At 71.5% G+C, this 23,894-nt stretch carries 28 protein-coding genes; 14 read left to right on the forward strand and 14 right to left on the reverse strand.

What is annotated here, in order from left to right; all coding sequences use genetic code 11:
• The first annotated feature begins 83 nt into the window (after positions 1–83).
• The 3 genes from ACWED2_RS41085 to ACWED2_RS41095 are packed head-to-tail and all read left to right on the forward strand — an operon-like array spanning position 84 to position 1,920.
• Positions 84–902 carry an NUDIX hydrolase gene (locus ACWED2_RS41085; protein ID WP_449695923.1) on the forward strand — a complete coding sequence of 273 codons (819 nt, stop codon included), beginning with the start codon at positions 84–86 and terminating at the stop codon, positions 900–902.
• Positions 899–1,669: an MBL fold metallo-hydrolase gene (locus tag ACWED2_RS41090; RefSeq protein WP_449695924.1), complete on the forward strand. Its 771-nt coding sequence runs from the start codon at positions 899–901 to the stop codon at positions 1,667–1,669. Before ACWED2_RS41085 ends, ACWED2_RS41090 begins: the two co-directional genes overlap by 4 nt.
• The gene (locus tag ACWED2_RS41095) at positions 1,666–1,920 is read left to right on the forward strand and encodes a glutaredoxin domain-containing protein (protein ID WP_449695925.1); all 255 of its coding nucleotides are present in this window, start codon (positions 1,666–1,668) and stop codon (positions 1,918–1,920) included. Before ACWED2_RS41090 ends, ACWED2_RS41095 begins: the two co-directional genes overlap by 4 nt.
• Here ACWED2_RS41095 and ACWED2_RS41100 read toward each other — a convergent pair.
• Both ACWED2_RS41100 and ACWED2_RS41105 read right to left on the reverse strand, forming a co-directional pair.
• Positions 1,898–3,046 carry a carboxylesterase family protein gene (locus ACWED2_RS41100; protein WP_449695926.1) on the reverse strand — a complete coding sequence of 383 codons (1,149 nt, stop codon included), beginning with the start codon at positions 3,044–3,046 and terminating at the stop codon, positions 1,898–1,900. The two genes, ACWED2_RS41095 and ACWED2_RS41100, sit on opposite strands and share 23 nt — an antisense overlap.
• Complete coding sequence (locus tag ACWED2_RS41105) at positions 3,043–3,864, reverse strand: VOC family protein (RefSeq protein ID WP_449695927.1); 822 nt, start codon at positions 3,862–3,864, stop codon at positions 3,043–3,045. The genes ACWED2_RS41100 and ACWED2_RS41105 overlap by 4 nt, the downstream gene beginning before the upstream one ends.
• Before the next feature lie 84 nt (positions 3,865–3,948).
• Here ACWED2_RS41105 and ACWED2_RS41110 point away from each other — a divergent pair, with 84 nt between their 5' ends.
• Positions 3,949–4,905 carry an Lrp/AsnC family transcriptional regulator gene (locus ACWED2_RS41110; protein WP_449695928.1) on the forward strand — a complete coding sequence of 319 codons (957 nt, stop codon included), beginning with the start codon at positions 3,949–3,951 and terminating at the stop codon, positions 4,903–4,905.
• Between the two features lie 103 nt (positions 4,906–5,008).
• On the forward strand, positions 5,009–5,443 hold the full coding sequence (locus ACWED2_RS41115) for a hypothetical protein (protein WP_449695929.1): 435 nt from the start codon (positions 5,009–5,011) through the stop codon (positions 5,441–5,443).
• A 1-nt stretch (position 5,444) separates the two neighbouring features.
• Here ACWED2_RS41115 and ACWED2_RS41120 read toward each other — a convergent pair whose 3' ends face one another.
• The 4 genes from ACWED2_RS41120 to ACWED2_RS41135 form a co-directional block, all read right to left on the reverse strand.
• Positions 5,445–6,506 carry a DNA polymerase III subunit beta gene (locus ACWED2_RS41120; protein WP_449695930.1) on the reverse strand — a complete coding sequence of 354 codons (1,062 nt, stop codon included), beginning with the start codon at positions 6,504–6,506 and terminating at the stop codon, positions 5,445–5,447.
• 40 nt (positions 6,507–6,546) lie between these two features.
• The gene (locus ACWED2_RS41125) at positions 6,547–7,800 is read right to left on the reverse strand and encodes an MFS transporter (protein WP_449695931.1); all 1,254 of its coding nucleotides are present in this window, start codon (positions 7,798–7,800) and stop codon (positions 6,547–6,549) included.
• A gap of 456 nt (positions 7,801–8,256) precedes the next feature.
• On the reverse strand, positions 8,257–8,931 hold the full coding sequence (locus tag ACWED2_RS41130) for a Crp/Fnr family transcriptional regulator (protein WP_003081747.1): 675 nt from the start codon (positions 8,929–8,931) through the stop codon (positions 8,257–8,259).
• 149 nt (positions 8,932–9,080) lie between these two features.
• Positions 9,081–9,332: a hypothetical protein gene (locus ACWED2_RS41135; RefSeq protein ID WP_003081722.1), complete on the reverse strand. Its 252-nt coding sequence runs from the start codon at positions 9,330–9,332 to the stop codon at positions 9,081–9,083.
• 226 nt (positions 9,333–9,558) lie between these two features.
• Here ACWED2_RS41135 and nth point away from each other — a divergent pair, with 226 nt between their 5' ends.
• The 4 genes from nth to ACWED2_RS41155 are packed head-to-tail and all read left to right on the forward strand — an operon-like array spanning position 9,559 to position 12,716.
• Positions 9,559–10,242, forward strand: a complete 684-nt coding sequence (gene nth, locus ACWED2_RS41140; protein ID WP_449695954.1) for an endonuclease III — start codon at positions 9,559–9,561, stop codon at positions 10,240–10,242.
• Positions 10,239–10,838 carry a TlpA family protein disulfide reductase gene (locus ACWED2_RS41145; RefSeq protein WP_449695932.1) on the forward strand — a complete coding sequence of 200 codons (600 nt, stop codon included), beginning with the start codon at positions 10,239–10,241 and terminating at the stop codon, positions 10,836–10,838. Before nth ends, ACWED2_RS41145 begins: the two co-directional genes overlap by 4 nt.
• Entirely contained in the window at positions 10,835–11,527 is a 693-nt protein-coding gene (locus ACWED2_RS41150) for an NUDIX hydrolase (RefSeq protein ID WP_449695933.1), read from the forward strand. The genes ACWED2_RS41145 and ACWED2_RS41150 overlap by 4 nt, the downstream gene beginning before the upstream one ends.
• 4 nt (positions 11,528–11,531) lie before the next feature.
• Entirely contained in the window at positions 11,532–12,716 is a 1,185-nt protein-coding gene (locus tag ACWED2_RS41155; protein ID WP_449695934.1) for a MarP family serine protease, read from the forward strand.
• On the opposite strand, the gene ACWED2_RS41160 is transcribed toward ACWED2_RS41155, so the two are convergent.
• Positions 12,713–13,594 (reverse strand): GntR family transcriptional regulator, encoded by an 882-nt coding sequence (locus ACWED2_RS41160; RefSeq protein ID WP_449695935.1) that lies wholly within the window; start codon positions 13,592–13,594, stop codon positions 12,713–12,715. The genes ACWED2_RS41155 and ACWED2_RS41160 overlap by 4 nt on opposite strands.
• Before the next feature lie 110 nt (positions 13,595–13,704).
• On the opposite strand from ACWED2_RS41160, the gene ACWED2_RS41165 reads away from it, so the two are divergent.
• Entirely contained in the window at positions 13,705–14,793 is a 1,089-nt protein-coding gene (locus tag ACWED2_RS41165) for an FAD-dependent monooxygenase (protein ID WP_449695936.1), read from the forward strand.
• Here ACWED2_RS41165 and ACWED2_RS41170 read toward each other — a convergent pair.
• The 4 genes from ACWED2_RS41170 to ACWED2_RS41185 all read right to left on the reverse strand — a co-directional run bounded on the left by ACWED2_RS41170 (position 14,780) and on the right by ACWED2_RS41185 (position 18,278).
• Positions 14,780–15,706 (reverse strand): alpha/beta fold hydrolase, encoded by a 927-nt coding sequence (locus tag ACWED2_RS41170; RefSeq protein WP_449695937.1) that lies wholly within the window; start codon positions 15,704–15,706, stop codon positions 14,780–14,782. The genes ACWED2_RS41165 and ACWED2_RS41170 overlap by 14 nt on opposite strands.
• 5 nt (positions 15,707–15,711) lie before the next feature.
• Complete coding sequence (locus ACWED2_RS41175; RefSeq protein WP_449695938.1) at positions 15,712–16,200, reverse strand: phage holin family protein; 489 nt, start codon at positions 16,198–16,200, stop codon at positions 15,712–15,714.
• 42 nt (positions 16,201–16,242) lie between these two features.
• Complete coding sequence (nhaA, locus tag ACWED2_RS41180) at positions 16,243–17,430, reverse strand: Na+/H+ antiporter NhaA (protein ID WP_449695939.1); 1,188 nt, start codon at positions 17,428–17,430, stop codon at positions 16,243–16,245.
• A gap of 119 nt (positions 17,431–17,549) precedes the next feature.
• The gene (locus ACWED2_RS41185) at positions 17,550–18,278 is read right to left on the reverse strand and encodes a VIT1/CCC1 transporter family protein (protein ID WP_449695940.1); all 729 of its coding nucleotides are present in this window, start codon (positions 18,276–18,278) and stop codon (positions 17,550–17,552) included.
• A 129-nt stretch (positions 18,279–18,407) separates the two neighbouring features.
• Here ACWED2_RS41185 and ACWED2_RS41190 point away from each other — a divergent pair, with 129 nt between their 5' ends.
• Positions 18,408–18,749 (forward strand): cupin domain-containing protein, encoded by a 342-nt coding sequence (locus ACWED2_RS41190; protein ID WP_449695941.1) that lies wholly within the window; start codon positions 18,408–18,410, stop codon positions 18,747–18,749.
• A gap of 65 nt (positions 18,750–18,814) precedes the next feature.
• Here the strand turns inward: ACWED2_RS41190 and ACWED2_RS41195 are convergent, their stop codons facing one another.
• From ACWED2_RS41195 to ACWED2_RS41205, 3 genes are all read right to left on the reverse strand, one after another.
• Entirely contained in the window at positions 18,815–19,297 is a 483-nt protein-coding gene (locus tag ACWED2_RS41195) for a DUF6319 family protein (protein ID WP_449695942.1), read from the reverse strand.
• 142 nt (positions 19,298–19,439) lie between these two features.
• On the reverse strand, positions 19,440–21,422 hold the full coding sequence (acs, locus tag ACWED2_RS41200; RefSeq protein ID WP_449695943.1) for an acetate--CoA ligase: 1,983 nt from the start codon (positions 21,420–21,422) through the stop codon (positions 19,440–19,442).
• 100 nt (positions 21,423–21,522) lie between these two features.
• Positions 21,523–22,125 (reverse strand): GNAT family N-acetyltransferase, encoded by a 603-nt coding sequence (locus ACWED2_RS41205; RefSeq protein WP_449695944.1) that lies wholly within the window; start codon positions 22,123–22,125, stop codon positions 21,523–21,525.
• 112 nt (positions 22,126–22,237) lie between these two features.
• On the opposite strand from ACWED2_RS41205, the gene ACWED2_RS41210 reads away from it, so the two are divergent.
• The 3 genes from ACWED2_RS41210 to ACWED2_RS41220 are packed head-to-tail and all read left to right on the forward strand — an operon-like array spanning position 22,238 to position 23,828.
• On the forward strand, positions 22,238–22,735 hold the full coding sequence (locus tag ACWED2_RS41210) for a phosphoribosyltransferase (RefSeq protein WP_449695945.1): 498 nt from the start codon (positions 22,238–22,240) through the stop codon (positions 22,733–22,735).
• Positions 22,732–23,454 carry an oxidoreductase gene (locus ACWED2_RS41215; RefSeq protein WP_449695946.1) on the forward strand — a complete coding sequence of 241 codons (723 nt, stop codon included), beginning with the start codon at positions 22,732–22,734 and terminating at the stop codon, positions 23,452–23,454. Before ACWED2_RS41210 ends, ACWED2_RS41215 begins: the two co-directional genes overlap by 4 nt.
• Positions 23,455–23,495: 41 nt before the next feature.
• On the forward strand, positions 23,496–23,828 hold the full coding sequence (locus tag ACWED2_RS41220; RefSeq protein ID WP_449695947.1) for an MFS transporter: 333 nt from the start codon (positions 23,496–23,498) through the stop codon (positions 23,826–23,828).
• Positions 23,829–23,894 lie beyond the last annotated feature (66 nt).

The raw sequence follows: 23,894 nt of genomic DNA on the forward strand, positions 1-23,894 counted from the left end.
CCCCGGGAAAGTGCCGCTTTTGCTGTGTCCGGCGGGCCACAACTGCGCGACGGGACGTCGGGTACCGGAGGTATGTTGCCCACGTGGAGCAGCCAAAGGAGTTTGTCTTCGACATCCCGGTCGGCGCGGGGGTGGCCACCCGCGCGAACGCCGACGGCCCGCCGGCGACGCCGAAGGACGCGGCCACCGTCATCCTGGTCCGTGACGGCGCCGACGGCGTCGAGGTCTTCCTGCAGCACCGGGTCAAGGGCATGCCGTTCGCGGGCGGGATGACCGTGTTCCCCGGCGGCGGGGTCGACCGGCGTGACGCCGACACCTCGGTGGCGTGGGCCGGGCCCGAGCCGTCGTGGTGGGCTTCGCGGTTCGGCTGCGACGAGGCGCTCGCGCGGGCGCTGACCTGCGCGGCCGTGCGCGAGACGTTCGAGGAGTCCGGCGTGCTGCTCGCGGGCGGCGCGGAGGAGGTGCTCACCGACGTCACCCCGTACGCGGCGGCCCGCCAAGCGCTGGAGACGCGGGAGGTGTCGCTGGCCGGGTTCCTCGCCGACGCGGGCCTCACGCTGCGGGCCGATCTGCTGCGGCCGTGGGCGCATTGGATCACGCCCGAGCAGGAGCCGCGCCGCTACGACACCCGGTTCTACGTCGCGAAGCTGCCCGAGGGCCAGGAGGCCGACGGGGCGACGTCGGAGGCGTCGAGCTCCGGCTGGCAGCGTCCCGGAGACGCCATCGCCGATGCGCGCGAAGGCCGCCGGATGCTGATGCCGCCGACCTGGCTGACGCTGAGCGAGCTGGCCGAGTTCGCCACCGCCGACGACGTGCTGGCCGCGCCGCGCGAGATCGTCCGGATCGCGCCGACGCTGGTCCGCGAGAACGACCACGTCCGGGTCGTCCTGGAGCCGCGATGAGCGCCCCGGCCTACGGCGTGCTGCGCCAGGTGTCCGAGACGGCTTCGGTGCTGCTGGAGAACAACCCGTCGTCGATGACGCTCGAAGGCACGAACAGCTGGGTGCTGCGGGCGACGCCGTCGAGCCCGGCCGTGGTCGTCGACCCGGGTTACCGCGACCTCGAGCACCTCGAGCTGCTGGCCGGGGTCGGTCCGGTCGAGCTGATCCTGCTCACGCACCACCACCCCGACCACGCCGAGGGCGCGCCGTGGTTCGCCGAGCGCGTCGGTGCGCCGGTGCGGGCGTTCGACCCCGCGCTGTGCGTCGGTGCTTCGCCCTTCGCCGACGGCGAGGTGATCCCGGCGGGTGGCCTGTCGCTTCGGGTCCTGCACACGCCGGGCCACACCGACGACTCGGTGTCGCTGGTGCTCGACGGCCAGGTGCTGACCGGCGACACCATCCTCGGGCGCGGCACGACGGTGCTGCACGACCTCGGCGACTACCTGCGTTCGCTGCGCAAGCTGATCGAGCTGCCGTCCGGGACGGCCGGGCTGCCCGGGCACGGTCCGGAGCTCCCCGACCTGCCCGCGACCGCGCGCGAATACCTCGCCCACCGGGAACAGCGGCTCGACCAGGTGCGTTCGGCTTTGGAGACGCTCGGGGCGGACGCCACGCCGCGCCAGGTCGTCGAGGCCGTGTACGCCGACGTCGACCGGGCGCTGTGGGCGCCCGCCGAGTGGAGCGTGCAGGCGCAGCTGGACTACTTGCGGTCGGAGGAGAACGGATGAGCAACGTCGAGGTCGAGTTCTACTGGCGGCCGGGGTGCGGGTTCTGCGCCGCCCTGGAGCGCCCGCTGTCGAAGAGCGGCTTCAACGTCCGCGCGATCAACATCTGGGAGGACCCGGCGGCGGCCGCACGGGTCCGCGAGGTCGCGAACGGCAACGAGACGGTGCCGACGGTGATCGTCGGGTCGACGGCCATGGTCAACCCGTCGTTCGCCGAAGTCGAGGCGGCGGTCAAGGCAGCTTCGGCGGCCTGAGCGCACCGGGTCGCTCTCCGTGGAGGAAGGCGGCCCACACTTCGCGGAGCCCGGTCTCGTTCTCGAGGCCCTTCGGGGCGCCTTCGAGCATGGGGGCGGCCCAGACGTCGTGGGTGCCGAAGAGGAACGGGATGTCGATGCAGTGGCAGGCGCCGAAGCGGTTGCCGGGCGCCTGCCAGTCGAAGCGGTAGGTGAAGGCGCCGAGCTTCTTCACCAGCCGGTCGCTGGTGAAGAAGCTGTTCGCCTGCTCGATGGTTTCCCGCGGCGCGTCGGGGACGAAGGCGCGGAGTTCCTCGCGCGTCCAGCTGATCAGCGCGGGTCCCTCGGACGCGGCTTCGACGAGGTCTTCGGCGACGAGGTCGTTGTCGGCGACCAGCTGGAACGGTGGCTCGATCGAGCCGGGCTGGCCGGGGACCGCGAGCTGAGCGGCCAGCAGCCGGTCCACCGGGGCGGTCCTGGGGTCCGGCAGCGCCCGGGCGATCCGGTTCGCTTCGTCCCATGTGGACGGCCGCATCCCGACGGGTGCGCTCTGCAGGGCGATCCGCTTGACGAGCCCTCGCGTCCGCGGCGACGACCACAGGGCGAGCGTCGACTGGGCACCGGCCGACTGTCCGCCGAGGGTGAGTTCGGCCGGGTTTCCCCCGAAAGCGGCGATGTTGTCCCGCACCCATTCCAGGGCGGCGAGCTGGTCGCGGAGCCCGAGGTTCGGCGGCACGCCGTCCAGCGCGGCGAAGCCGAGGGCGCCGAGCCGGTAGTTGATCGTCACGACCACGACGTCGGCGTCGCGGGCCAGGCGCGTGCCGGTGTACCACACCTGGCCGCCCGAGCCGCTGGAGAACCCACCGCCGTGGATCCACACGAGCACCGGCCTGCTCCCGCTGACCGAGGGGGTGAAGACGTTGAGGAACAGGCAGTCTTCGCTTTGCCGCAGCGGCATCGGCCCGAGCGCGTGCTCCAGCCGCGACGGCGGCTGAGGCGCCGCGGGGCCGGGTTCGAGCGCGTTCCGGACACCGGTCCACGGCTTCGGTGGCGTGGGCAGTTCGAAGCGTTTCGCGGTGGCGTAGGGGATTCCCCGGAAGGTGCCGTCTTGCCCGCGGACCCGGCCGGTTGCCGTTTCGACGATCATTTCGCCTCCGCGAAGTACACGGCCGCCCCGAAGGCGTCGCCGGCGCGAACGAAGAACCCGCGGTCGTTCGTGGTCGTCGGGACGTGGTCCTCGATCAGCTTCCGCGCTTTCGCCAGCTCCTTGACCACGACGCCGTGCGCGGCGAAGTACGGCAGTGCTCGCGGAGTTTCGCCGGGCAGGAGGGTGTCGAGGTCGCTCACCGCGGCGATGTCGACGAGTGACCGGCCGCCGGTGATCACGTCGTAGCGGTCGCGGTACGCGCCGACCTCGTCGTCGGGCACGACCAGCAGGATTCCGGCGACACCGCGGGCGCCGTTCGGGTGGCCGAGGTAGCGCGGCTGGTGGACGTACTCCGGGGTGAGGTGCTCGGCGGTGTGCAGGATGCCCTCGGGGGTCCGGTCGCGTCCGATGTGGACACTGCGGAAGCGTGCGGTGCGGGTGCCTTCCGGTAGCTCGACGTCCCGCTGCAGCTGCAAAACGCCTGAGCTGGAAAGCCCGGCTTCGCGGAGCCGGCGTTCGGCTGCTGCCGAGTCGTCGACGCCGAAGGAGCAGCCGTGCAGGCCGTCGCCGCGGGCGTCGAGGATCGGCAGCACGCGCCACGGGTCGCCCGCTTCCTCGTCGACGATGCCGATCAATTCGAGGAACGAGTCGCCGAAGTAGGCGCAGCGGTTCGCCGTGCAGCTCGGGACCGGTTCGCTCTGGTCGCTGACGGCCGCGAAGTGCCGCGACGGCGGGCTGAGCGTGAAGCCGAGTTCTTCGTAGCGCCGCCAGGTGTCCGCGTAGTTCCTGGTCAGGAAGACGGTGTGGTCGATGTGCATGACCTCGATCGTGGTCGTCCTGCCGCCTTTCTTCCCTTCATCGCTCGGTTGTGCCCGAAATCCGACATCTCCTAGGCTCGTTTGGTGGAATCCGGTCTCCTCGACGAGTTGGACCGCGGCTTGGCGCACGCGCTGCAGCTGGACGGCCGGGCGTCGTTCAGCACGATCGCGGCGGTGCTGGGCGTGTCGGACCAGACGGTGGCCCGCCGCTATCGGCGGCTGCGGTCGACGGGGGTGCTGCGGGTGGTGGGTGTCCCGGAGGCGGCCGCGCTGGGGCAGGTGCACTGGTTGGTCCGCCTCCGCTGCGTCCCGGACGCGGCGGCCCCGATCGCGGCGGCGCTGGCCCGCCGGGACGACACGCAGTGGGTGAGCCTGCTGTCCGGCGGCACGGAGATCGCGTGTTTCATCCGGGCACCCCAGCGCGAGGAGGCGGACGGGTTGCTGCTCGGGCAGCTGCCGCGGACGCCGCGGGTGGTGTCGATGACGGCGTACCGGCTGCTGCGCCGGTTCGCCGGTGGCCCGGCGGGGTGGCCGGGCCGGTCGAACGCGTTGTCCGCCGAGCAGGTGGCGGCTTTGCGCCGCCCGGCTCCGGACGTCGATTACCGCCCGGAGCCGGGGGACCCGGCACTGATGGCGGCGCTGGCCCACGACGGCCGGGCCGACCTGCCGACACTGGCGGCGGCCTCCGGCCGGTCGGAGTCGACGGTCCGCCGCCGGCTGGAGGTGCTGCGGTCGTCGGGGGTGCTGTACTTCGACGTGGAAGTGGACGCGGCACTGCTGGGCTACCCGCTGACCGCCACCCTGTGGCTGACGGTGGCGCCCTCGGCCTTGGAGCCGGCGGGCCGGGCGCTGGCCACGCACCCACCGGTGGCGTTCGCCGCGGCCACCACGGGCCCGGCCAACCTGGTGGTGACCGTCGGCTGCCGCGACGACGCGGCGCTGTACTCGTACCTGGCCGACGACCTGGGCGGGCTGCCGGGCGTCCGGCAGGTGGAAACCGCGCCGATGATCCGGACGTTGAAACGCTTCGGAACCTTGTAGCGAGCGTTCACTCGGGGTCCCGCGGACCGACTTCATCTCGCACTACGCGATCCGCCAGCTCCGGCGGCACGCCGGACGGATCAGCGACCTCATCCACGCGACGATGATCGTCCGCGCTCTGCCGAAAATCCTCGAACCGGGGGAACGGATCGCCCGCCGCCCCTCGCTGGCTTCCGGAAACGATCCGGACCGGAAGTTCGACCTGCAGACCGACCGCCGGGTGGCCGAGTTCAAAGCCGCGGGCTGGAAGGGGCGCGACGCGATGCGCAAGCGCATGCTCGTGGCCGACCTGGTCGGGCTCGTCCTCGGGCGCGGCGAGCTTCGGGCCGAGCTCTACGTCCTCGGCCCGGTGCCCATCGAGTTCCTGCGAACCAGCGGCTCGTCGGTGGAGTGGATGCTCGGCCGGTCCGCGCCGAATCTCCGGCAAGCCTACGAACAGCGCTTCGGGAGCGCGGCCATGACGGTCAGCCAGTTCACCCACGGCCCGGCCGAGGACGTGGCCCTCATCGACCTGGCGGAACTGCTCGGAATCGGCTGAGCTACCGGGGCAGCATCGGCATCAGGTAGTACGTCAGCGCCACCTCCCCGGGCTCCGCCGACCGCAGGACGCACGCCCGCATCCCCGGCTGGATCGCCAACGTCACCCGCTCCCCGGCGAACGCCCCCAGCGCATCGAGCAGGTACCGGGCCTGGAACGACGGTGACGTCCGGCCGCCGCCGACCTCCGCCTTCAGGACCTCCTCGGCCTCGCCCGTGTCCTGGCGGGCGCTCGCCAAGCGGACCTGGGCGTCTCCGACCTCCAACGTCAGGACCCGCCGGTCTTCCGCGTACACCCCGACTCGGCGGACCGCCGCCGCCAAGGCAGCCGCCTCCAGGGTCACCGTGGTGTCCACCTCGCCCGAGGCGATCGACTCCTCCGACAGGAAGCCCGCGTCCAGGACCGCCGTCGCCACCAGGCCGCCCGGCCAGCTCAGCCCGAACCGCCCCGGGGCGACGTGGAGGCCGACCGCGCCGGCCGCCTGGCGCGCCGCCTCGGCCAGCAGGGGCGCCGGGACCAGGACGTCCAGCGCGCCCGGTGCGCGCAGCGGCAGCCGGGCCACCGCCATCCGGTAGCGGTCCGACGCCGTCAACGTCAGGCGAGCGCCGGCGGCCTGCACGCGGACGCCGGTGAACAGCGGCAGCGGGTCGTCCTTCGCCGCCGTGCCCGCGACGATCCGCAGCGCCGACGCGAACGCCGCGCCGTCCACCTCGGCCACGCGAACCGGCGGGTCGGCGGTGCCCCCCGAGCCGGGCAGCAGTGGCAGCGCGAACCGGGCGTTGTCCAGCCGCAACGCCAGGCGGCTGCCCTCGACGACCAAGCGCACCAGCTCGGCGTCGAGCACCTTCAGCGTCTCCACCAGCGGCGCCGCGGGGACGACGACCGAGCCGTCCGTGTGCGTGGTCGCCGGGCAGCCGAACCTGACGGCGAGGTCCGAAGCCGCGCCGGCGACCGTCAGCCCGGCCGCGTCCGCCGCCAACCGCAGCCCGGTGCGGGACGGCAGCAGGCGCGACGCGGCCGAGACGGCCGCCGAGAGGCGGTGGGCAGGCGCGGTGACGTCCATGCCCGCAAGCTAGCGGCCGGCACCGACAAAAACCGGCCGCCTACGCGTTGACCAGCTCGGGAACCGGAGCGGACCGGGCGGAACGGACCGTGCCGCGCAGCAGCCAGACGACCACCGCCAGCACCAGCCCGGCCACGCTCGCCGCCAGGAACGCCGCGCCGGGGCCGGCGTGCTCGACGACGTACCCGCTGATCGACTGGCCCGCCGCCAGGCCCAGCGTCACCGCCGTCAGCACCCAGCCGAACGCCTCCGCCGCCGTCCCGGACGGTGCGACCACCTCGATCGTCGTCGAGTGGGCCGTCGACTGCGGCGTGATCAACGCGCCCGCCAGCAGCATCATCAGCGCCAGGCCCCACAGCGAAGACGGCCACGCGAGCAGGGCGACCAGTGCGCCGAACCCGCCGAGCAGCACCGGCAGCCGCACGCCCAGCTGCCGCGGCCAGGGCCGCAGGCTGTAGGCGACGCCGAACGCGACCGAGCTCAGCGACCACGCCGACAGCAGCAACCCACCCGTAGCGGGGGAGCCCGCCTCGGTGGCCGCCGCCGGCACGGCGACCTCGACGAACCCGATCACCACGCCGAAGCCGAGCGCGGCCACCGCCAGGGTCCGCATGCCCGGGCTCGCCAGCGCGCCCAGCAGCGACCCGTGAGACTCCGGCGACGGCCCCCACGCCCGCACGGCCGGGCTCAGCGCGAACAGCACCGCGCCGGTGAACTGCAGCGCGACCCCCAGCACCAGCCCGGTGCCCGCCCACGGCGCCATCACCAGCAGCCCGGCCACGCCGGGGCCGAGGATGAAGAAGACCTCCATGCTGATCGCCTCATAAGAGAACGCGGCGTTGCGCGGGCCACCCGGCGGGAGCAGGCGCCCCCACAGCGCCCGCGACGCCGATCCGACCATCGGCTCGGTCAGCCCGGTGAGGGCACCCAGCGCGACGAGCACGGCCGTCGCGGCGTGCGATTCGATCGCCGTGACCAGCGCGCTCATCGACAGCGCCAGCAGGAGCGCGACGGTGAGCAGCGGGCGGGTCGGCCCGAACCGGTCGATCAGCCTGCCCTGCACCACCGCGCCGACCGACACCCCGACGAGTGAACCGGCCGAGACGAGCCCGGCGACGGCGAAGGAACCCGTCTCGCGCTGGACGTAGAGCAGGGCCGAGATGCCGATCATGGCGATCGGCAGGCGGGCGAGCACGGCCGCGACGGCGGGCCACCGGGCCGCCCGGGTCGTCAGCGCGGTGCGGTAGTCGGCGAGGGACGTGCGGCTTTCGTGGTTCGAGACAGACTGGGACACGCGTACAAGTATGCCGCAGACTGGTACGTCAGTACCAGTTGTTTGACGGTCACGTGCGTCACCGGCAGACTGGAGGTGGATCTTGGCGCCGGTTCACCAGGTTTCGATCAGGTAACACTGACGATATTCTCCGTGGACTCCTGCAACGAAACGCCCCCGACGGCGTCCTTGAGAGTGAATGGCCTTGAATTCGTGGGTATGGGCCGTGATGGTTGAACAACAGCAGAGAAACCCAGCTCCCTCCGGCACACGGGTCGGGGCCCGGCCCGGAGGGCGGGGAGCGCGGATCGTCGGGGGATGGTCCGCGCAAACAACGAAGAGCCGGTGCGCCACGTCGGGGGTGGCGCCCGGCTCTTTGTTGTCCGGTGACACAGTCGTGGACCAGGACACCGGGACACCATGAAGCCACGAAGAAGGCCCCTCGGCAAGCCGAGAGGCCTTCGACGTGAGAGAGACTCAGCGGGCCCGGCGGGCCAGCCGCTCCGGGTCCAGGATCAGCACACTCTTGCCCTCGAGCCGCAGCCAGCCGCGGTGGGCGAAGTCGGCCAGCGCCTTGTTGACGGTCTCGCGGGACGCGCCGACGTACTGGGCGATCTCTTCCTGCGTCAGGTCGTGGGTGACCCGCAGCAGGCCCGCCTCCTGGCTGCCGAACCGCTGCGCGAGCTGCAGCAGCGCCCGCGCCACGCGGCCCGGGACGTCGGTGAAGATCAGTTCCGCGACCATGTTGTTCGTCCGGCGCAGGCGGCGCGCGACCACGCGCAGCAGCTGCTCGGCGATCTCCGGGCGGGTCGAGATCCACTGGCGCAGGGCCGGGCGGTCCATGGTGACCGCGCGGACCTCGGTGACCGTGGTCGCGCTCGACGTCCGGGGGCCGGGGTCGAAGATGGACAGCTCGCCGAACATGTCCGACGGGCCGAAGATGCCCAGCAGGTTCTCGCGGCCGTCCGGGGACTTGCGGCCGATCTTCACCTTGCCGGACTGGATGATGTACAGCTTGTCGCCGGGTTCGCCCTCGTTGAAGATGACATGGCCGCGGGGGAACTCCACGGATTCCAAGGTCTGGGCCAGCGCCTCCGCCGCTGCCGGCTCCACACCCTGGAAAATGCCCGCACGGGCCAGGGTTTCGTCCACCTCGGGTGCCTCCTCGTCGAGAAACGATCACGCTCCCCCTTGGCTGGAGGAGCGTGACGCCGATCACTTGCGCGTCAGTCTAGGGCGTACTCCCGAGATCGCTCGCCGGACTCGCACGTGGCGGAAACGATCTCGTTCGAACGTGGAGCCTAACTCCGCACGCGACGCGCGCGTAGCCTGGCTGCCCGTCCGCCCAGCCTACGCAGCCGGAACAGCTCCAGCGCGCGGCCGATGCCGTGCCCGTAGAGCGCCCTGACCTCGTTGGGCTGCGCCTGCTCGAGGAACTCTTCGACCTCGTTCTCCTGCACCGCGACGTGCTTCAGTCTGCTCTCCACGCGCTCCATGCCGAGCGCGAAGAACATGATCACCAGGGGGACCAGGATGACGAACCAGACGGTCATGACCGGACCCCGAAACACTCGATGGAAAGCATCTACTCCAGATCCTCGCTCATGGCGGCCGGAAAACGCGCCGAGGTGGTGCTCTGGCGTGTCGGTCGTCCACCGGTGCAGTCACCGGCTCGTCCGACGGCGCCCGTAGGCTATCGGGGTGCCACCTGCCACCACGAACGCCCCCCGTGAGGGCGCTGGTGAAAGCCGGTTAGCTCTGGTGAGACGCGCCAGGCGGATGAAGCGTTGCCTCGACGACGTGTATCCGGACGCCCACTGCGAGCTCGACTTCACCACCCCGCTGGAACTGCTGGTCGCGGTCGTGCTGTCCGCGCAGACCACCGACGTCCGCGTGAACCTCGTCACGCCCGCGCTGTTCAAGCGCTACCGGACCGCCGCCGACTACGCCGGCGCCGACCGCACCGAGCTGGAGGAGTACCTCCGGAGCACCGGCTTCTACCGGGCCAAGGCCAACTCCGTGATGGGGCTGGGCGCGGCGCTGGTCGAGCGCTTCGGCGGCGAGGTCCCCGGCAAGCTCGAAGACCTGGTCACCCTGCCCGGTGTCGGCCGCAAGACCGCCAACGTCGTCCTCGGCAACGCCTTCGACGTGCCAGGGATCACCGTCGACACCCACTTCGGCCGGCTGGTCCGGCGCTGGGGCTGGACGGCGGAGGAGGACCCGGTCAAGGTCGAGCACGTGGTCGGCGAGCTGATCCCCCGCAAGGAGTGGACGATGCTCTCGCACCGGGTGATCTTCCACGGCCGTCGCGTCTGCCACGCCAAGAAGCCGGCCTGCGGCGCCTGCCCGCTGGCCAAGGACTGCCCGTCGTACGGCACCGGCCCGACCGGGTTCGGCGAAGCCGCGAAGCTGGTCAAAGGCGAAGAAAAGGACCACATCCTGGCCCTGGCTGCGCCTCGGTGACGAGCGTCACCAAGTGGGCGTTGGCCGCCGCGGTGCTGGCGGTGGCGCTGATCGTCGCGCTGCTGCCGCGCGGGGGTGACGACTCCGCCGCGAAGCCGGCCGGCGACCTCGGGCCCGCCCGGTCCGCGGCGGCGCTCCAGCCGTGCCCGGCGCCGGGCCCGGCGCAGCCGGTGAAGCAGCTCGAAGGCGTCACGGTGGACTGTCTCGGCGACGGCGTGCGCGTCGACGTCGGCAAGGCCCTCGCCGGTGCTCCCGCGCTGGTCAACGTGTGGGCGACCTGGTGCCAGCCGTGCCGGACCGAGCTGCCCGTGCTCCAGGAGTACGCGAAGCAGCCGGGTGCCGTGCGCGTCCTCGGCGTCCAGGTGCAGAGCCCGGCGAAGGACGGCCTGGACCTGCTGGCCGAGCTGAAGGTGCACCTCCCGTCGGTGTTCGACGGTGACGGGCGGACCGGCCCGGTCCGGACGGCGCTGAAGGTGCCTCCGTCGCTCCCGGCGTCCTACTTGGTCACCGCGTCCGGCGAGGTGCGGTTCATCGCGAATCCGCGCTCGTTCGTGAACACTGACCAGGTGCGCGCGGCAGTCGAGGGGGCATCGTGATCGGACCGCTGGTCGAACCCGAGTCGGTTCCCGAGTGGCTCCGGCCGCTGGTCAAGGTGAGCGGCGAGGTCGATTCCAGGACCTTCACGCGGTTCAGCCCGCCCGAAGACGCGTACACCCGCCCGGCCGCCGTGCTCATCCTCTTCGGTGAGCGGGAGGCCGACGGCGAGCCGGACATCCTGCTGCAGCGCCGCGCCGACACGCTGGGCTCGCACGCCGGCCAGGTGGCCTTCCCCGGCGGCGGCGCCGAGGAGGGTGACGGCGGCCCGGTCGGTACCGCGTTGCGCGAAGCCGAAGAAGAGACCGGCGTGGTCCCTTCCGGCGTCCGGCCGGTCGCGGTGCTGCCGGAACTGTTCGTCCCGGTGTCCGGCTTCGCCGTGACGCCGGTGCTGGCGCACTGGGCCGAGCCGTCGCCGGTGCACGCGGTCGACCCGGCCGAGACGGCGTCCGTCGCGCGCGTGGCGATCGCCGACCTGGTCGACCCGGCGAACCGGTTCACCGTGCAGAAGAAGGGCATGCCGTGGAAGGGGCCGGCCTTCGAGGTCGGCGGCCTGTTCGTCTGGGGGTTCACGGCCGGGTTGCTGTCGGTCCTCCTGAGTCTGGGAGGCTGGGAGCGCGAATGGGACTCGGGTGACGTCCGGGACCTCGACGAGGCGCTGGCCGCGTTCGATGCCCGTGTGAAGGAGTGACGCGGTGAACTGGGTCGATGTGCTGGTGCTGCTGCTGGCGCTGCTGGCGGCGGTGTCCGGCGCATACCAGGGCGTGATCATCGCGTTGCCGTCGCTCGTCGGCGTGATCCTCGGCGCGGTCGCCGGGATCAAGCTCGCGCCGGTCGTCGTCGCGTTCTTCGACGACCCCGTCTGGAAGGTCGCCTTCGCGGTGGCGACCGTGGTCTTCCTGGTCGCCTTCGGCGAGGCGATCGGCGTCTACGTGGGCCGGCGGCTGCGGCAGAAGATCAACCCGGACCGGCTCTCCGGCATCGACAAGGCGCTCGGCGCGGTCGTGCAGGCCCTGGTCGTGTTCGTGGTGGCGTGGCTGATCGCGACGCCGCTGACCACCGTGTCCGGCCTGCCCGGGCTGGCCAAGGCGATCAACGGCTCGGTGGTGCTCGGCAAGGTCAACGACGCCATGCCGTCGGCCGCCCAGGGTTTCCCGAGCCAGCTGCGCAAGCTGCTCGACGCGTCCGGCTTCCCGTCCATCGTGGACCCGTTCCAGAAGGCGCCGACGGCCGACACCTCGCCGCCGGACCCCGCGCTCCAGCGCAGCGGGATCGTCCAGGAGCTGCACGGCAGCGTGGTCAAGATCCGCGGCACCGCGAGTTCGTGCTCGCGATCGCTCGAAGGCAGCGGATTCGTGATCGCGCCGCAGCGGGTGATGACGAACGCGCACGTCGTGGCGGGCACCGACACCGTCGGTATCGAGACGACCCAGGGCGACTACCCGGCCCGCGTCGTCTACTTCGACCCGGAGGTCGACATCGCGGTGCTCGCGGTGCCGCGCCTGAAGGCCGAGCCGCTCCAGTTCGCCCCGGAGACGGCGTCGGCGGGTGACAGCGCGGTCGTGCTCGGCTACCCGCTCGACGGCCCGTACCGGGCGACGCCGGCGCGCGTGCGCGGCCGGATCAACCTGCGCGGCCCGGACATCTACGAGGCGAACACCGTGCAGCGGGACGTCTTCACGGTCCGCGCCGAGATCCGCAGCGGCAACTCCGGCGGCCCGATGGTGACCCCGGACGGCAAGGTCATCGGCGTCGTCTTCGGCGCGGCGGTCGAGGACCCGGAGACCGGGTTCACGCTGACGGCCGAGCAGGTCCGCGCCGAGGTCGACGCGGCACCGTCGCAGACGACGAACGTGTCCACCGGCTCCTGCGCCGCTTAACGCCCGTACCGCAGCGCCAGGCCGTCGAGCAGGGCCCGCGTGCCGAGCTCGAAGATGTCGTCCAGCACCAGGTCGTAGCCGGTCTCGGTGAGGTCGGCGAACATCTTGGCGAACGTCGGGTGCCCGGCCGTCATGGCCGCGACCGCGGTGCTCTGGTGGTCCATCCAGCCGTCCTCGGTCAGCCCGGACGACGCCCGCGCGCTCTGCTCGCGTTCCAGGTGGATCGCCAGGCCCTGAACGTGGCTGAAGAACAGGACGTGCAGGTCGCACAGCGTCGCCGCGTCGACGCCGAGCTCGGACAGCGCGGACAGCGCCCACTCACCGTGGACGGCGAGGTTGCGCAGCGGCAGCGGTCGCGTGATCGGCCCGAGCTGCGCGAGCCACGGGTGCCGCCGGTAGAGCGACCAGAGCGTGCGGCCGCCGAGCGCCAGCCGGTCACGCCAGTCACCCGACGGCTTCGCCGGGTAGCCGCGCTCGCCGAACGCCGCGTCGGCCATGAGCAGCACGAGTTCGTCCCGGCTCCGCACGTACCGGTACGGCGCCATCGCCGCGACGCCGAGGCGGGCCGCGACCCCGCGCATCGACAGCGCGCCGAGGCCCTCCGTGTCGGCGATGGTGATCGCGGTCCGCACGAGCTGCTCGCGGGTGAGCCCCCGGCGGCCGCCGCGGTGGTCGCGGTCGGCGACGACCGTGCCGGACCGCGGCTCGGCGCGGACGACGCCCTCCTGGCTCAGCAGGTCCAGCGCCTTCGCCGCGGTCGCGAGCGCGACGCCGTGGTCCGCCGCGAGCCGCCGGGTGGAAGGCACCCGTGCGCCCGGCGTCAGCTCCCCGCGGGCGATCCGGCCGCGCAGCTCGTCGGCGATGGCCACGTACTTCACGGCGGTCTCCTGACCTAGTACAGAAGGCCATCTGTACTAGTACAGAAATAGCCGTTCAGCTGTGGGTTGTCCAGAGTGGAGCGTACAAGCGTACGAACCTGGAGGAAACCATGCGGAACGTCCTGATCTCCGGCGCCGGTGTCGCCGGCGGCACCTTGGCCCGGTTCCTGGCGCGCGCCGGCTGGGCGGTGACCGTGGTGGAGCGGGCGCCCGGCCCGCGCACCGGCGGCCAGGCGATCGACGTGCGCGGGGTCGCCCTCGACGTCGTCGACGAGCTGGGTCTCGGCGACCGGATGCGCGCACTGCGCACCCGGATGCGCGGCATGTCCGTGGTGGACGGCGACGGCCAGGAGCTGTACCGGTCCGAGGAACACACCTACAGCAGCGGGCGGCTCGACAGCGCCGACTTCGAGGTGCTCCGCGACGACGTCGTCGCGATCCTGCTGGACGCCCCCGGCGTCGAGTACGTCTTCGGTGACGCGATCACGGCGTTGACCGAAGAGGAGCACGGCGTGCGCGTCGAGTTCGAGCGCGGTGGCTTCCGGACGTTCGACCTGGTCGTCGGGGCCGATGGCCTGCACTCGGTGGTGCGGCAGCTCGCCTTCGGGCCGGAGGCGGACTTCACCCGGCACCTCGGGCAGTACCTGGCGATCTTCCCGGCGCCCAACTTCCTGGGGCTCGAAGACTGGCAGGTCTGGTTCCGCCACGAGCACACCGGCGGGGTCGCGTATCCCGTGCGGGACAACACCGAGCTGCGCGTCACGCTCGGCTTCGGCTCGGAACCGCTGCCGCGGTTGACCGTCCCGGAGCAGAAGCGGCTGGTCGCCGAGCGGCTCGCCGGAGTCGGCTGGGAGGTGCCGAAACTGCTCGAAGCGATGGCGGCGGCGGACGTCTTCTACTTCGACGCGATGGCCCAGATCCACCTGGACCGCTGGTCGGCCGGGCGGGTGGTGCTGGTGGGGGACGCCGGCTACTGCGCCTCGGCGCTGTCGGGCCAGGGGACGAGCCTCGCGCTGGTCGGCGCGTACGTCCTCGCGCAGGAACTCGGCCGGGGCAGCCACGACGAGGCTTTCGCGGCTTACGAAACGCGGATGCGGCCCTTCGTCGAGCTGAACCAGGCGCTGGCCACCGAAAACCCGGAAGGACCGGCCTCGGACGAGTCGGTCGAGCGGGCGAAGAACGCCATCAGTCTCGCTTGAGGAAGCCGGCCAGGGCCGCGGATGTGCGGTCGGGCGCCTCGAGGTGGGGGAAGTGCCCGACGTCCGGCCAGATCTCCGGCTCGGCGTGCGGGCCCGCCCAGCGCGTCGACGACAGCGCCGTTTCCGGGAGGATGCAGGTGTCGTCGGCGCCGTGCAGCTGCAGCGTCGGCGCCGCGATCCGGGTGCCGACGGCGTCGGTGAACCGGCGGCCTTCGCCGCGGAACTGGGCGCGGAACGCCCACCGGTAGTACTCGAGCGCGCTGTGCGCGACCCCGGGCACGAGCATCGCCTGCCGGAACGCCTCGACGCTGCCGTCGAAGTCCGATGTGGACCGCCAGCGGTGGCCGGCCCAGCCGCCGAACAGGTCCGCGACGGCCTGGGCGTCGTCCTTCGTGAGCCACTTCTCCGGTGCCATCGGCACCTGGAAGCGGAAGAGGTGGCCGGCCGCCCGGCCCTGGCCGCGCCACGGGCGGGCCGCGCCCGAGCGCAGCGCGAGCGGGTGGGCGGCACCGATCGCCGTCACCGAGGACACCAGCCGCGGGTGCAGCGCCGCGACCGTCCAGGCGAGCATGCCGCCCCAGGCGTGCCCGACGAGGTGGGCGCGGCGCGCGCCGAGCGACTTGATCAGGCCGCCGACGTCACCGGCCAGCGTCCACGCGTCGTAGCCGCGTGGCGGCTTGTCCGAGTCGCCGTAGCCGCGCAGGTCGACGGCCACCGCGCGGAACCCGGCTTCGGCCAGGGCCCGCAGCTGGTGGTGCCAGGTCCACCAGAACTCGGCGAACCCGTGCAGCAGCACCACGACCGGCCCCTCGCCGAGCTCGGCGACGTGCAGCCGGATGCCGTTCGCGGACACGTCGCGGTGGACCCACGGGCCGTCGAGCCGGACGATCGACGGGTCGGGGGACGCGTGCAACGACTTCAGTCGCGGGTGGTCAAGCCGGCTTCGGGCGCACGCTGCGGCTTGAGCGCGGCGGCGGTCTCCTTGACGCTGGCGATGGTCCGCTCCGGTGCCTTGAACTTCTTCACCTTGCGGTAGCCGAGGAACCCGGCCGCGCCCGCGACGAGCAGCATCAGCACGAACACGATGCCGAACGCGATCCAGCGGTACCGCAGCCACTGGGCCAGCCCCTCGGCCGCGAAGAAGAACAGGAAGAACGTGCTGTACAGGAAGACCGTCAGCGCGATCAGGAAGAAGACGGCCCCCTTGAGGCCCTTCTTCACCTCGCCGACCAGTTCGGACTTCGCCAGCTCCATCTCGGCCCTGACCAGGGTGGAGATGTGCTGGGTCGCGTCGCCGACCAGGCGGCCGATCGACTGGTCGCCGGGGACGTCGGTGGCGGAGGACAGCGGGAGGTAAGGCACGGCCCCCACGCCGTCGGGGGTGCGTTCGTGTTTGGGGCTGCTCACCGGGTCATCGTGCCATGTGTCCCGAAACCGGGCGCGGCGGCGTCACAGTGTGTCGGAGATTCGCGCGTGAACCTTGCTACGTCGGAGTAGCAGGGCCGCCGCCAGCAGGGACGCCGTCGCCGAAGCGATCAGCACCGCCGCCTTCGCCAGTTCGCTCGCCTCATCCGGCAGCGCCAGCTCCGCGATCAGCAGGCTGACGGTGAACCCGACCCCGCCGAGCACCGACAACGCGGCCAAGTCCCGCCAGCCCATCCCGCGCGGCTTCTCCGCCACGCGCAGCTTCACCGCGAGCAGGCTGGCCCCCAGGATGCCGACGACCTTGCCGCCGAGCAGCCCGGCGAGCACCGCGAGCGGCAACGCCGTGGTGAAGACCGCGCCGAGCGCGTCGGCGTCGACCGAGATCCCGGCCGCGAAGAGCGCGAACACCGGCACGGCGACCGCCGCCGACCACGGCTGGAGCCGGTGTTCGAGCCGCAGCGCGGGCGCTTCCGCCTCGCCGTCGTCGGCGCGGACGCGGGTGAGCAGACCCAAGGCGACGCCGGCGATCGTGGCGTGGATGCCCGCCGAGTGCACCGCGACCCAGACGACCAACGTCAGGGGGACGTACAGCCACGCTGTCCGGACGCGGCGGTGCTGCAAGAACGCGTAGAGGGCGAGCGCGACGACGGCCACAGCCACGGCGACCAGGTCGAAGCCCGTCGTGAACAGCACGGCGATGACGACGATCGCGCCGAGGTCGTCCACCACGGCGAGGGAAAGCAGGAAGACACGGGCGCTCGAGGGCAGGTTCGACGCCGTCAGCGCGAGCACGCCGAGGGCGAAGGCGATGTCCGTGGCGACCGGGATCGCCCAGGCCCGGTCGATCCCCGGCGTTCCCCAGCCGACGCCGAGGGCGACGAGCGCGGGCACGACCATGCCGCCGATCGCGGCGACGACCGGCAGGATCGCCTGCTTGAACCGGGAAAGCTCGCCGACGACGAGCTCGCGCTTGAGCTCGAGCCCGGCGACGAAGAAGAACAGAGCGAGGAGGCCGTCCTTCGCCCAGTCGCCGAGCGTGAGGTTCAGGTGCAGGAACTCCGGGCCGAGCCGGAAGCCGCGCAGCGCGTGGTAGCTCTCCCGCAGCGGCGAGTTGGCCCAGAGCAGCGCGACCGCCGTCGCACCGAGGAGGATGAGCCCACCGGTCGTCTCGGTGCGCAGGTAGCGGGCGAATTCGCTGAACGGGCGGGTCACCAGGGCGGCTCCAGGGGTCGCTGATCACTGTTGCCGACCAGGCTTCCCGGCGCACCTAGGTGCCATTTTACCAGTCGTCAGTCACGCATTGTCATGACCGGTGCCACACGGGGTGTTCACTAGCCCACGGTCACCCCGAAGATCACGCCCACGAAGTACGTCACGACCATGGTCAGCGCGCCGACGCCGACGTTGCGGACGATCGCGCGGCCCACGTTCGCCTCGCCGAGCCGGGCGCTGATGTACCCGGTCAGCGTCAGGCCGACGACGACAGCGGCGGCGCACGCCCACACCCGCAGGGAGACACCGGCCCAGGCGATGGACAGGATCGGCAGCAGTGCGCCGACGGAGAAGGCGAGCAGCGAGGCCCACGCGGCCTGCCACGGGCTGGTCAGGTTGCCGGGATCGATGCCGAGCTCGGCCTCCGCGTGCGCCTGCAGGGCGTCCTTTTCGGTCAGCTCGCGGGCGACCTGGGTCGCCAGGTCCGGCGAGAGGCCCTTGTCCTCGTAGATTTCGGCGAGCTCGCGCTCCTCGGCCTCCGGCATCGTCTTGAGTTCCTGCTTTTCGAGCCGGAGCAAGGCCTGTTCGGTGTCGCGCTGGGTGCTCACCGAAACGTATTCCCCGCCGGCCATCGAAAAGGCGCCGGCGACGAGCCCGGCGATTCCGGCGGTGAGGATCGTGGTGCTTTCCGTGGTCGCCCCGGCGACGCCGACGACGATGCCGGCCACGGACACGATGCCGTCGTTCGCCCCGAGCACCCCGGCCCGCAGCCAGTTCAGCTTCCCGCCGACGCCCTGGTGCGGTTCGTGCGCGTGCTCCACGGCGTCACCGTCGATCGTTTCGGTCACCGGACCAGTGAAACACGGAAGCGGAATCGTGGCGAGACTTGCGCTTTTGTCAGGTGCGCCTAAATAACGCGTGCCTTACCTAAGCCGTCCTGTGTGGACTCTCAGCCGGTCCGGGTCATGATGGTCGGCATGGAAGAGCAGGTGTGGCAGCCGTTGGTGGCGGTGGAGGGGGCGCCGCTCCTCGGGGGCGAGGGCCGCTTCCGGCTGCTGGAGCAGGCAGCCGGCGGGCTGGCGTACTTGATCCACTACCCGGCGGGGGTGTCTTCGCCGCCGCACGCGCACGACCACGACTCGATCGTCTACGTGCTGTCGGGCCGGCTGCGGGGAGCGGTGGCCGGCGTGGAGGCGGAGCTGGAGCCGGGTGATTCGGTGCTGCACCCGCGCGGGGTGACCCACCACGTCGAGGCCCTGACGGACGCGATGTGGGTGGAGTTCAAGGCACCACTGCCCGGCCGCCCACCGATCACTTGAGGCATCTTGGGAAGCGGAAACGCCCGGCCCGCGCGAAGCGGACCGGGCGTTTCCCGGAGTGAAGCTCAGGCGTCCAGCTCGGCCAAGGCCTGCTTGGCCTTCTCGAGCTCGGCCTCCAGCGCGGCGACCTTCGCGGCCTGCGCCTCGCGAGCCTGGTTGATCACCTCGTCGATTGGGCCGGACAGGTCGCTGTGCAGCTCCTTCGCCGCCCGCGAGACCGCCGCGGCCGGGATCTCGAGGCCCTTCGCGACCCACTTCGAGCCGTTCTTCAGCTCGGCCTGCCACTCGCCGTCGGCGGTGCCGGTGACCGTGAGGATCAGCTCGACCGTGCGGGTCTTCTTCGCCGTCGACGCCGTCGCCGCGCCCTTCGGGCGGCCGCGCTTCGGCTTCGGGGCTTCCTCCTCGGCGGCCGGAGCCTCCGGGGAAGAGGCCGGGGACGCGGACTCGGTGACGGCCGCCTCGTCGGCGGAAACCTCCGAAGCCGGAGCCGGAGCGGAAACCGGGGCCTCGGCCGTTTCCTCGTCGTGCGTCAGGACATCCACGGTCATCGTCGTGTCGTCTCCTTGCCCGGGAAGTGGGTGTGGTTCGCGGCACAGCGTAGAACATGCGTTCGACTCGTGCCACACGGGGTGTCATGACAGAGCCCTCCCGGCGCGAAGCCGGAAGGGCTCTGACGGCGAGAACGCTAGCTCACTCCTCCGACTTGCCCGACTTCAGGCCCGACGAGATCAGGTCCATCACCGACGAGTCGGCCAGCGTGGTGACGTCGCCGACCTGCCGGTTCTCCGCGACGTCGCGGAGCAGGCGGCGCATGATCTTGCCCGAGCGCGTCTTCGGCAGCTCCGGCACGACCATGATCTGCCGCGGCTTCGCGATCGGCCCGATCTCCTTCGCGACGTGGTTGCGCAGCGCCTGGATGGCCTCCTCGCCGCCGTCCACCGCGTTGCCGCGCAGGATCACGAACGCCACGATGCCCTGGCCGGTCGTCGGGTCGGTCGCGCCGACGACCGCGGCCTCGGCCACCGTCGGGTGCGAAACCAGCGCCGACTCGACCTCCGTGGTCGAGATGCGGTGGCCGGACACGTTCATCACGTCGTCGACGCGGCCCAGCAACCAGACGTCACCGTCGTTGTCGTACTTCGCGCCGTCGCCGGCGAAGTAGAAGCCCTGGTCCTTGAAGCGCGACCAGTACGTCTCCTTGAAGCGCTCCTCGTCGCCCCAGACCCCGCGCAGCATCGACGGCCACGGCTTGTCGAGCACCAGGTACCCGCCACCGCCGTGCCCGACCTCCGTGCCGGTGTCGTCGACGACCTTCGCCGAGATGCCCGGCAGTGCCTTCTGCGCCGAGCCCGGCTTGGTCGAGGTGACGCCCGGCAGCGGCGAGATCATGATCGCGCCGGTCTCGGTCTGCCACCACGTGTCGACGATCGGCGTCTTGCCCGCGCCGATGTTCTCGCGGTACCAGATCCACGCCTCGGGGTTGATCGGCTCGCCGACCGAACCCAGCACCCGCAGCGACGACAGGTCGTACTTCTCCGGGATCTCCGCGCCCCACTTCATGAACGTGCGGATCAGCGTCGGCGCCGTGTAGTAGAGGGAGACCTTGTACTTCTGGACGATCTCCCAGTGCCGTCCCTCGTGCGGGGTGTTCGGCGTGCCTTCGTAGACGACCTGCGTGACGCGGTTGGCGAGCGGGCCGTAGACGATGTAGCTGTGGCCGGTGATCCAGCCGATGTCCGCGGTGCACCAGTAGACGTCCTCGCCGGCCTTGTGGTCGAAGACGTTGTGGTGCGTGTACGCGGTCTGCGTCAGGTAGCCGCCCGAAGTGTGGAGAATGCCCTTCGGCTTCCCGGTCGTCCCGGACGTGTAGAGGATGAACAGCGGGTGCTCGCTGTCGAAGGCTTCCGGAGTGTGCTCTTCGGACTGTCCGTCGACGAGCTCGTGCCACCAGAGGTCGCGGCCGTCGGTCCACGGGACGTCGCCCTCGAGCTTGTCGCCCGTGCGCTTCACGACGATGACCTTCTCGACGGTCTCGGCGCCGTCGAGCGCTTCGTCGACATTGGCCTTCATCGGCGCGGCCTTGCCGCGGCGGAACTGGCCGTCGGAGGTGATGACCACCTTCGCGGCGGCGTCGTCGACGCGCGCCCGCAGCGCCGTCGGGGAGAAGCCGCCGAAGACGACGTTGTGCAGCGCGCCGATCCGCGCGCACGCGAGCATCGCGAAGATGGCCTCGGGGACCATCTGCAGCTGGATCGCCACGACGTCGCCGGCGGTCACGCCCAGCGACGTGAGTGCGTTGGCGGCCTTGGAAACCTCGGTCTTAAGCTCGGCGTAGGTGATGTCCCGCGTGTCACCCGGCTCGCCGACCCAGTGGATCGCGACCTGCTCGCCGTGCCCGGACTCGACGTGCCGGTCGACACAGTTGTAGGCGACGTTCAGCTTGCCGCCGACGAACCACTTCGCGAAGGGCGCATTGGTCCAGTCCAGTACCGTGGTCCACTTCGTGTCCCACGTCAGCCGCTCCGCCTGCTTCGCCCAGAACGCTTCGCGATCGGCGTCCGCCTCGGCGTACAGATCGGCCTTGGCATTGGCCTGGCCAGCGAATTCGTCACTGGGCGGGAAGGTGCGGCTCTCGGTGAGCAGGTTGTCCAGGGCGGGGGACTGCTCGGTCATGGTTGCAAGGCCTCCTGTAGTGCGCCGACATGACGGCTAGCGGCACGCTAGCGACGTTAGTCCGCCTTGTAAAAGGTTGCACCCACGTTGCCCGGCCGTTTCACCGAGGCAGGCGAGCCCCGGTGACTAAGCGTTCGTTCAGCCGCGCCTTCGCGGCCGGCCACTCCGGCGCCAGCATCGAATAGAGGACGGTGTCGCGCGACGATCCGTCCGGCCGGATCCGGTGCGCCCGCAGCACGCCCTCGCGAAGCGCGCCGAGCCGTTCGATGGCGCGTTGCGACCGGAGGTTGCGGATGTCCGTCTCCCAGGAAACCCGTTGCGCGCCAAGGGTTTCGAACGCGTGGGCCAGCAGGAGCAGCTTCGACTCGGTGTTGAGCCCGGTGCGCTGCCAGTCCGCGCCGATCCAGGTGTGCCCGATCGACAGGATCCGGTGCTTCTCGACGACCTGGTAGTACGACGTCGTCCCGGCGACCCGGCCGGAGACGACGTCGATCTGCGCGAAGGGACGGCGGTCGGGGTCGGCGAGCGCCTGCTCCACCAGCCGCTCCGCCGCCGGAAGATCCCCCGGCTGCCGGCTGCTCAGCCACGCCCAGATGCCCGGATCGGCGCCGGCCTCGAGCAGGCCCTTGGCGTGCTCGGGTGCCAGCGGCTCCAGGCGCACGTGCGCTCCGGACAGGGTCGGTCGGGTGCTCCAGTCGCTCACATGATCACCGTAAGCAAGCTATTGGCTTCCTGTGATAGCCAATTTCCGAGCATTTTCAAAGGCCACTTCGGGGTTGCCTATGCTCGGCTGACCACGACGAAGGGCGAGATCGATGGCCGAAGAGCGGGAAGAGCTGGGCTGGGAGCTGTTCGGCACGGCGAGCCGTGAACTGGCTCACGCCATTGCCGAAGACGGCTTCGCGCCGGACCTCATCCTCTCGATCGCGCGCGGTGGCCTCTTCGTCGCCGGTGCGCTCGGCTACGCGCTCGACGTGAAGAACCTGCACGTGATGAACGTCGAGTTCTACACCGGCGTCGACCAGCGCCTCGACCTGCCGGTGATGCTGCCGCCGGTGCCCAACGTCGTCGACCTGACGAGCAAGAAGGTGCTGATCGCCGACGACGTCGCCGACACCGGCGCCACGCTCAAGCTGGTCCGCGACTTCTGCCTCGAGCACGTCGCCGAGGTGCGCTCGGCGGTCGTCTACGAGAAGCCGCACTCGACGGTGAAGTGCGAGTACGTCTGGCGGCACACCGACCGCTGGATCAACTTCCCGTGGTCGGTGCTGCCGCCCGTGGTCACCCGCGAAGGACAGGTGCTCGACGCATGACCGACCCGCTGAAGCCCCTTCTCGACCTCGAAGGCGTCGCGGCGGCCGCGAAGTCCGCACAGGACGCGGTGTTCGCGGTCCACCGCCTCCCGGCGAACCTCCGCGGCGGCGCGGCGACGGCGGCGGAAGCCTCGGTCCGTGCGGCCCGCGCGTCCGCCGGCATCGAAGGCGCCAACCCGGAACTGCCCGCCGACGGCGCGGTCGCCGACCCGGTCCTCGCCGGCGCCCTGCGCGTCGCGGAGACGCTGGAGTCGCTGCTGCCGACGTGGCGCCGCGCGCCACTGCAGGCGTTGGCGCGGCTGCACGTCCTCGCCGCGGCGGACCTCGTGGAGGACCTGGACGCGCTGGGCCGCCCCCAGTCCGGCGGCGGCCGCCTCGAACTGCTCGCCCAGCTGGTGACCGGGGCGACGTCGGTGCCGGGACCGGTGCTGACGGCGGTCGTGCACGGAGAACTGCTGGCGCTCAAGCCGTTCGGCAGCGCGGACGGCGTGGTCGCGCGCGCGGCCGCCCGGCTGACGATGGTCGCGACCGGTCTCGACCCGAAGTCGTTGAGCGTGCCGGAAGTGGCGTTCTTCCGCCGGGTCCCGCATTACCTCGAAGCGGCGGAGGGATTCGCGGGCGGGACGCCGGAGGGCGTGCGCGCGTGGCTGCTCTTCTGCTGCGAAGCGTTCGAAGCGGGTGCGCGCGAAGCGAAGAGCATTTCGGACGCGGCTTCTTAGGCGAGCACGGCGTCCAGCAAGCCATCGCCGCCGACCTGCACGTGACGGAGTCCGTCGCGCGGCTGCTCGCGGCGATCGGTGCGGCCGCCTTCCAGTCCAACGCCTACGTCCTCGCCGGGACGCTCTCGTCCGAAGCACGCCGTGGCTGCGCGCTCGCGACCGTCTCCGCCGGGATGAGTGTGTCGATGGTGCTCGGCGTGCTGGCCGGGAACTGGTTCGGCTGGCGCGCGGTGATGTGGGGGATCGGGGTGGCCGCGGTGCTCGTCGCGGTGCTGATCCCGCTCGTCCCCGAGGTGCGCGTGCCGGCGGCCGGCCTGCGCGCGCGGCTCGAAGTGGTCGTCCGGCGCTCCCCCCGACCGTCGCATTGGGACTGAACGGCTCGGCGATCTACGTCGGTGGCGCGCTCGGTTCCGCGGTGGGCGGGGTGGTCCTCGCCGCCG

The organism is Amycolatopsis sp. NPDC005003 (genome assembly GCF_053600695.1).

Coding starts and splice junctions, on each gene's coding strand:
- ACWED2_RS41090 (WP_449695924.1), top strand. CDS start 899: ATGAGCGCCCCGGCCTACGGCGTGCTGCGCCAGGTGTCCGAGACGGCT.
- ACWED2_RS41095 (WP_449695925.1), top strand. CDS start 1,666: ATGAGCAACGTCGAGGTCGAGTTCTACTGGCGGCCGGGGTGCGGGTTC.
- ACWED2_RS41100 (WP_449695926.1), bottom strand. CDS start 3,046: ATGATCGTCGAAACGGCAACCGGCCGGGTCCGCGGGCAAGACGGCACC.
- ACWED2_RS41105 (WP_449695927.1), bottom strand. CDS start 3,864: ATGCACATCGACCACACCGTCTTCCTGACCAGGAACTACGCGGACACC.
- ACWED2_RS41115 (WP_449695929.1), top strand. CDS start 5,009: ATGATCGTCCGCGCTCTGCCGAAAATCCTCGAACCGGGGGAACGGATC.
- ACWED2_RS41120 (WP_449695930.1), bottom strand. CDS start 6,506: ATGGACGTCACCGCGCCTGCCCACCGCCTCTCGGCGGCCGTCTCGGCC.
- ACWED2_RS41135 (WP_003081722.1), bottom strand. CDS start 9,332: ATGACCGTCTGGTTCGTCATCCTGGTCCCCCTGGTGATCATGTTCTTC.
- nth (WP_449695954.1), top strand. CDS start 9,559: ATGAAGCGTTGCCTCGACGACGTGTATCCGGACGCCCACTGCGAGCTC.
- ACWED2_RS41165 (WP_449695936.1), top strand. CDS start 13,705: ATGCGGAACGTCCTGATCTCCGGCGCCGGTGTCGCCGGCGGCACCTTG.
- ACWED2_RS41190 (WP_449695941.1), top strand. CDS start 18,408: ATGGAAGAGCAGGTGTGGCAGCCGTTGGTGGCGGTGGAGGGGGCGCCG.
- ACWED2_RS41195 (WP_449695942.1), bottom strand. CDS start 19,297: ATGACCGTGGATGTCCTGACGCACGACGAGGAAACGGCCGAGGCCCCG.
- acs (WP_449695943.1), bottom strand. CDS start 21,422: ATGACCGAGCAGTCCCCCGCCCTGGACAACCTGCTCACCGAGAGCCGC.
- ACWED2_RS41210 (WP_449695945.1), top strand. CDS start 22,238: ATGGCCGAAGAGCGGGAAGAGCTGGGCTGGGAGCTGTTCGGCACGGCG.
- ACWED2_RS41215 (WP_449695946.1), top strand. CDS start 22,732: ATGACCGACCCGCTGAAGCCCCTTCTCGACCTCGAAGGCGTCGCGGCG.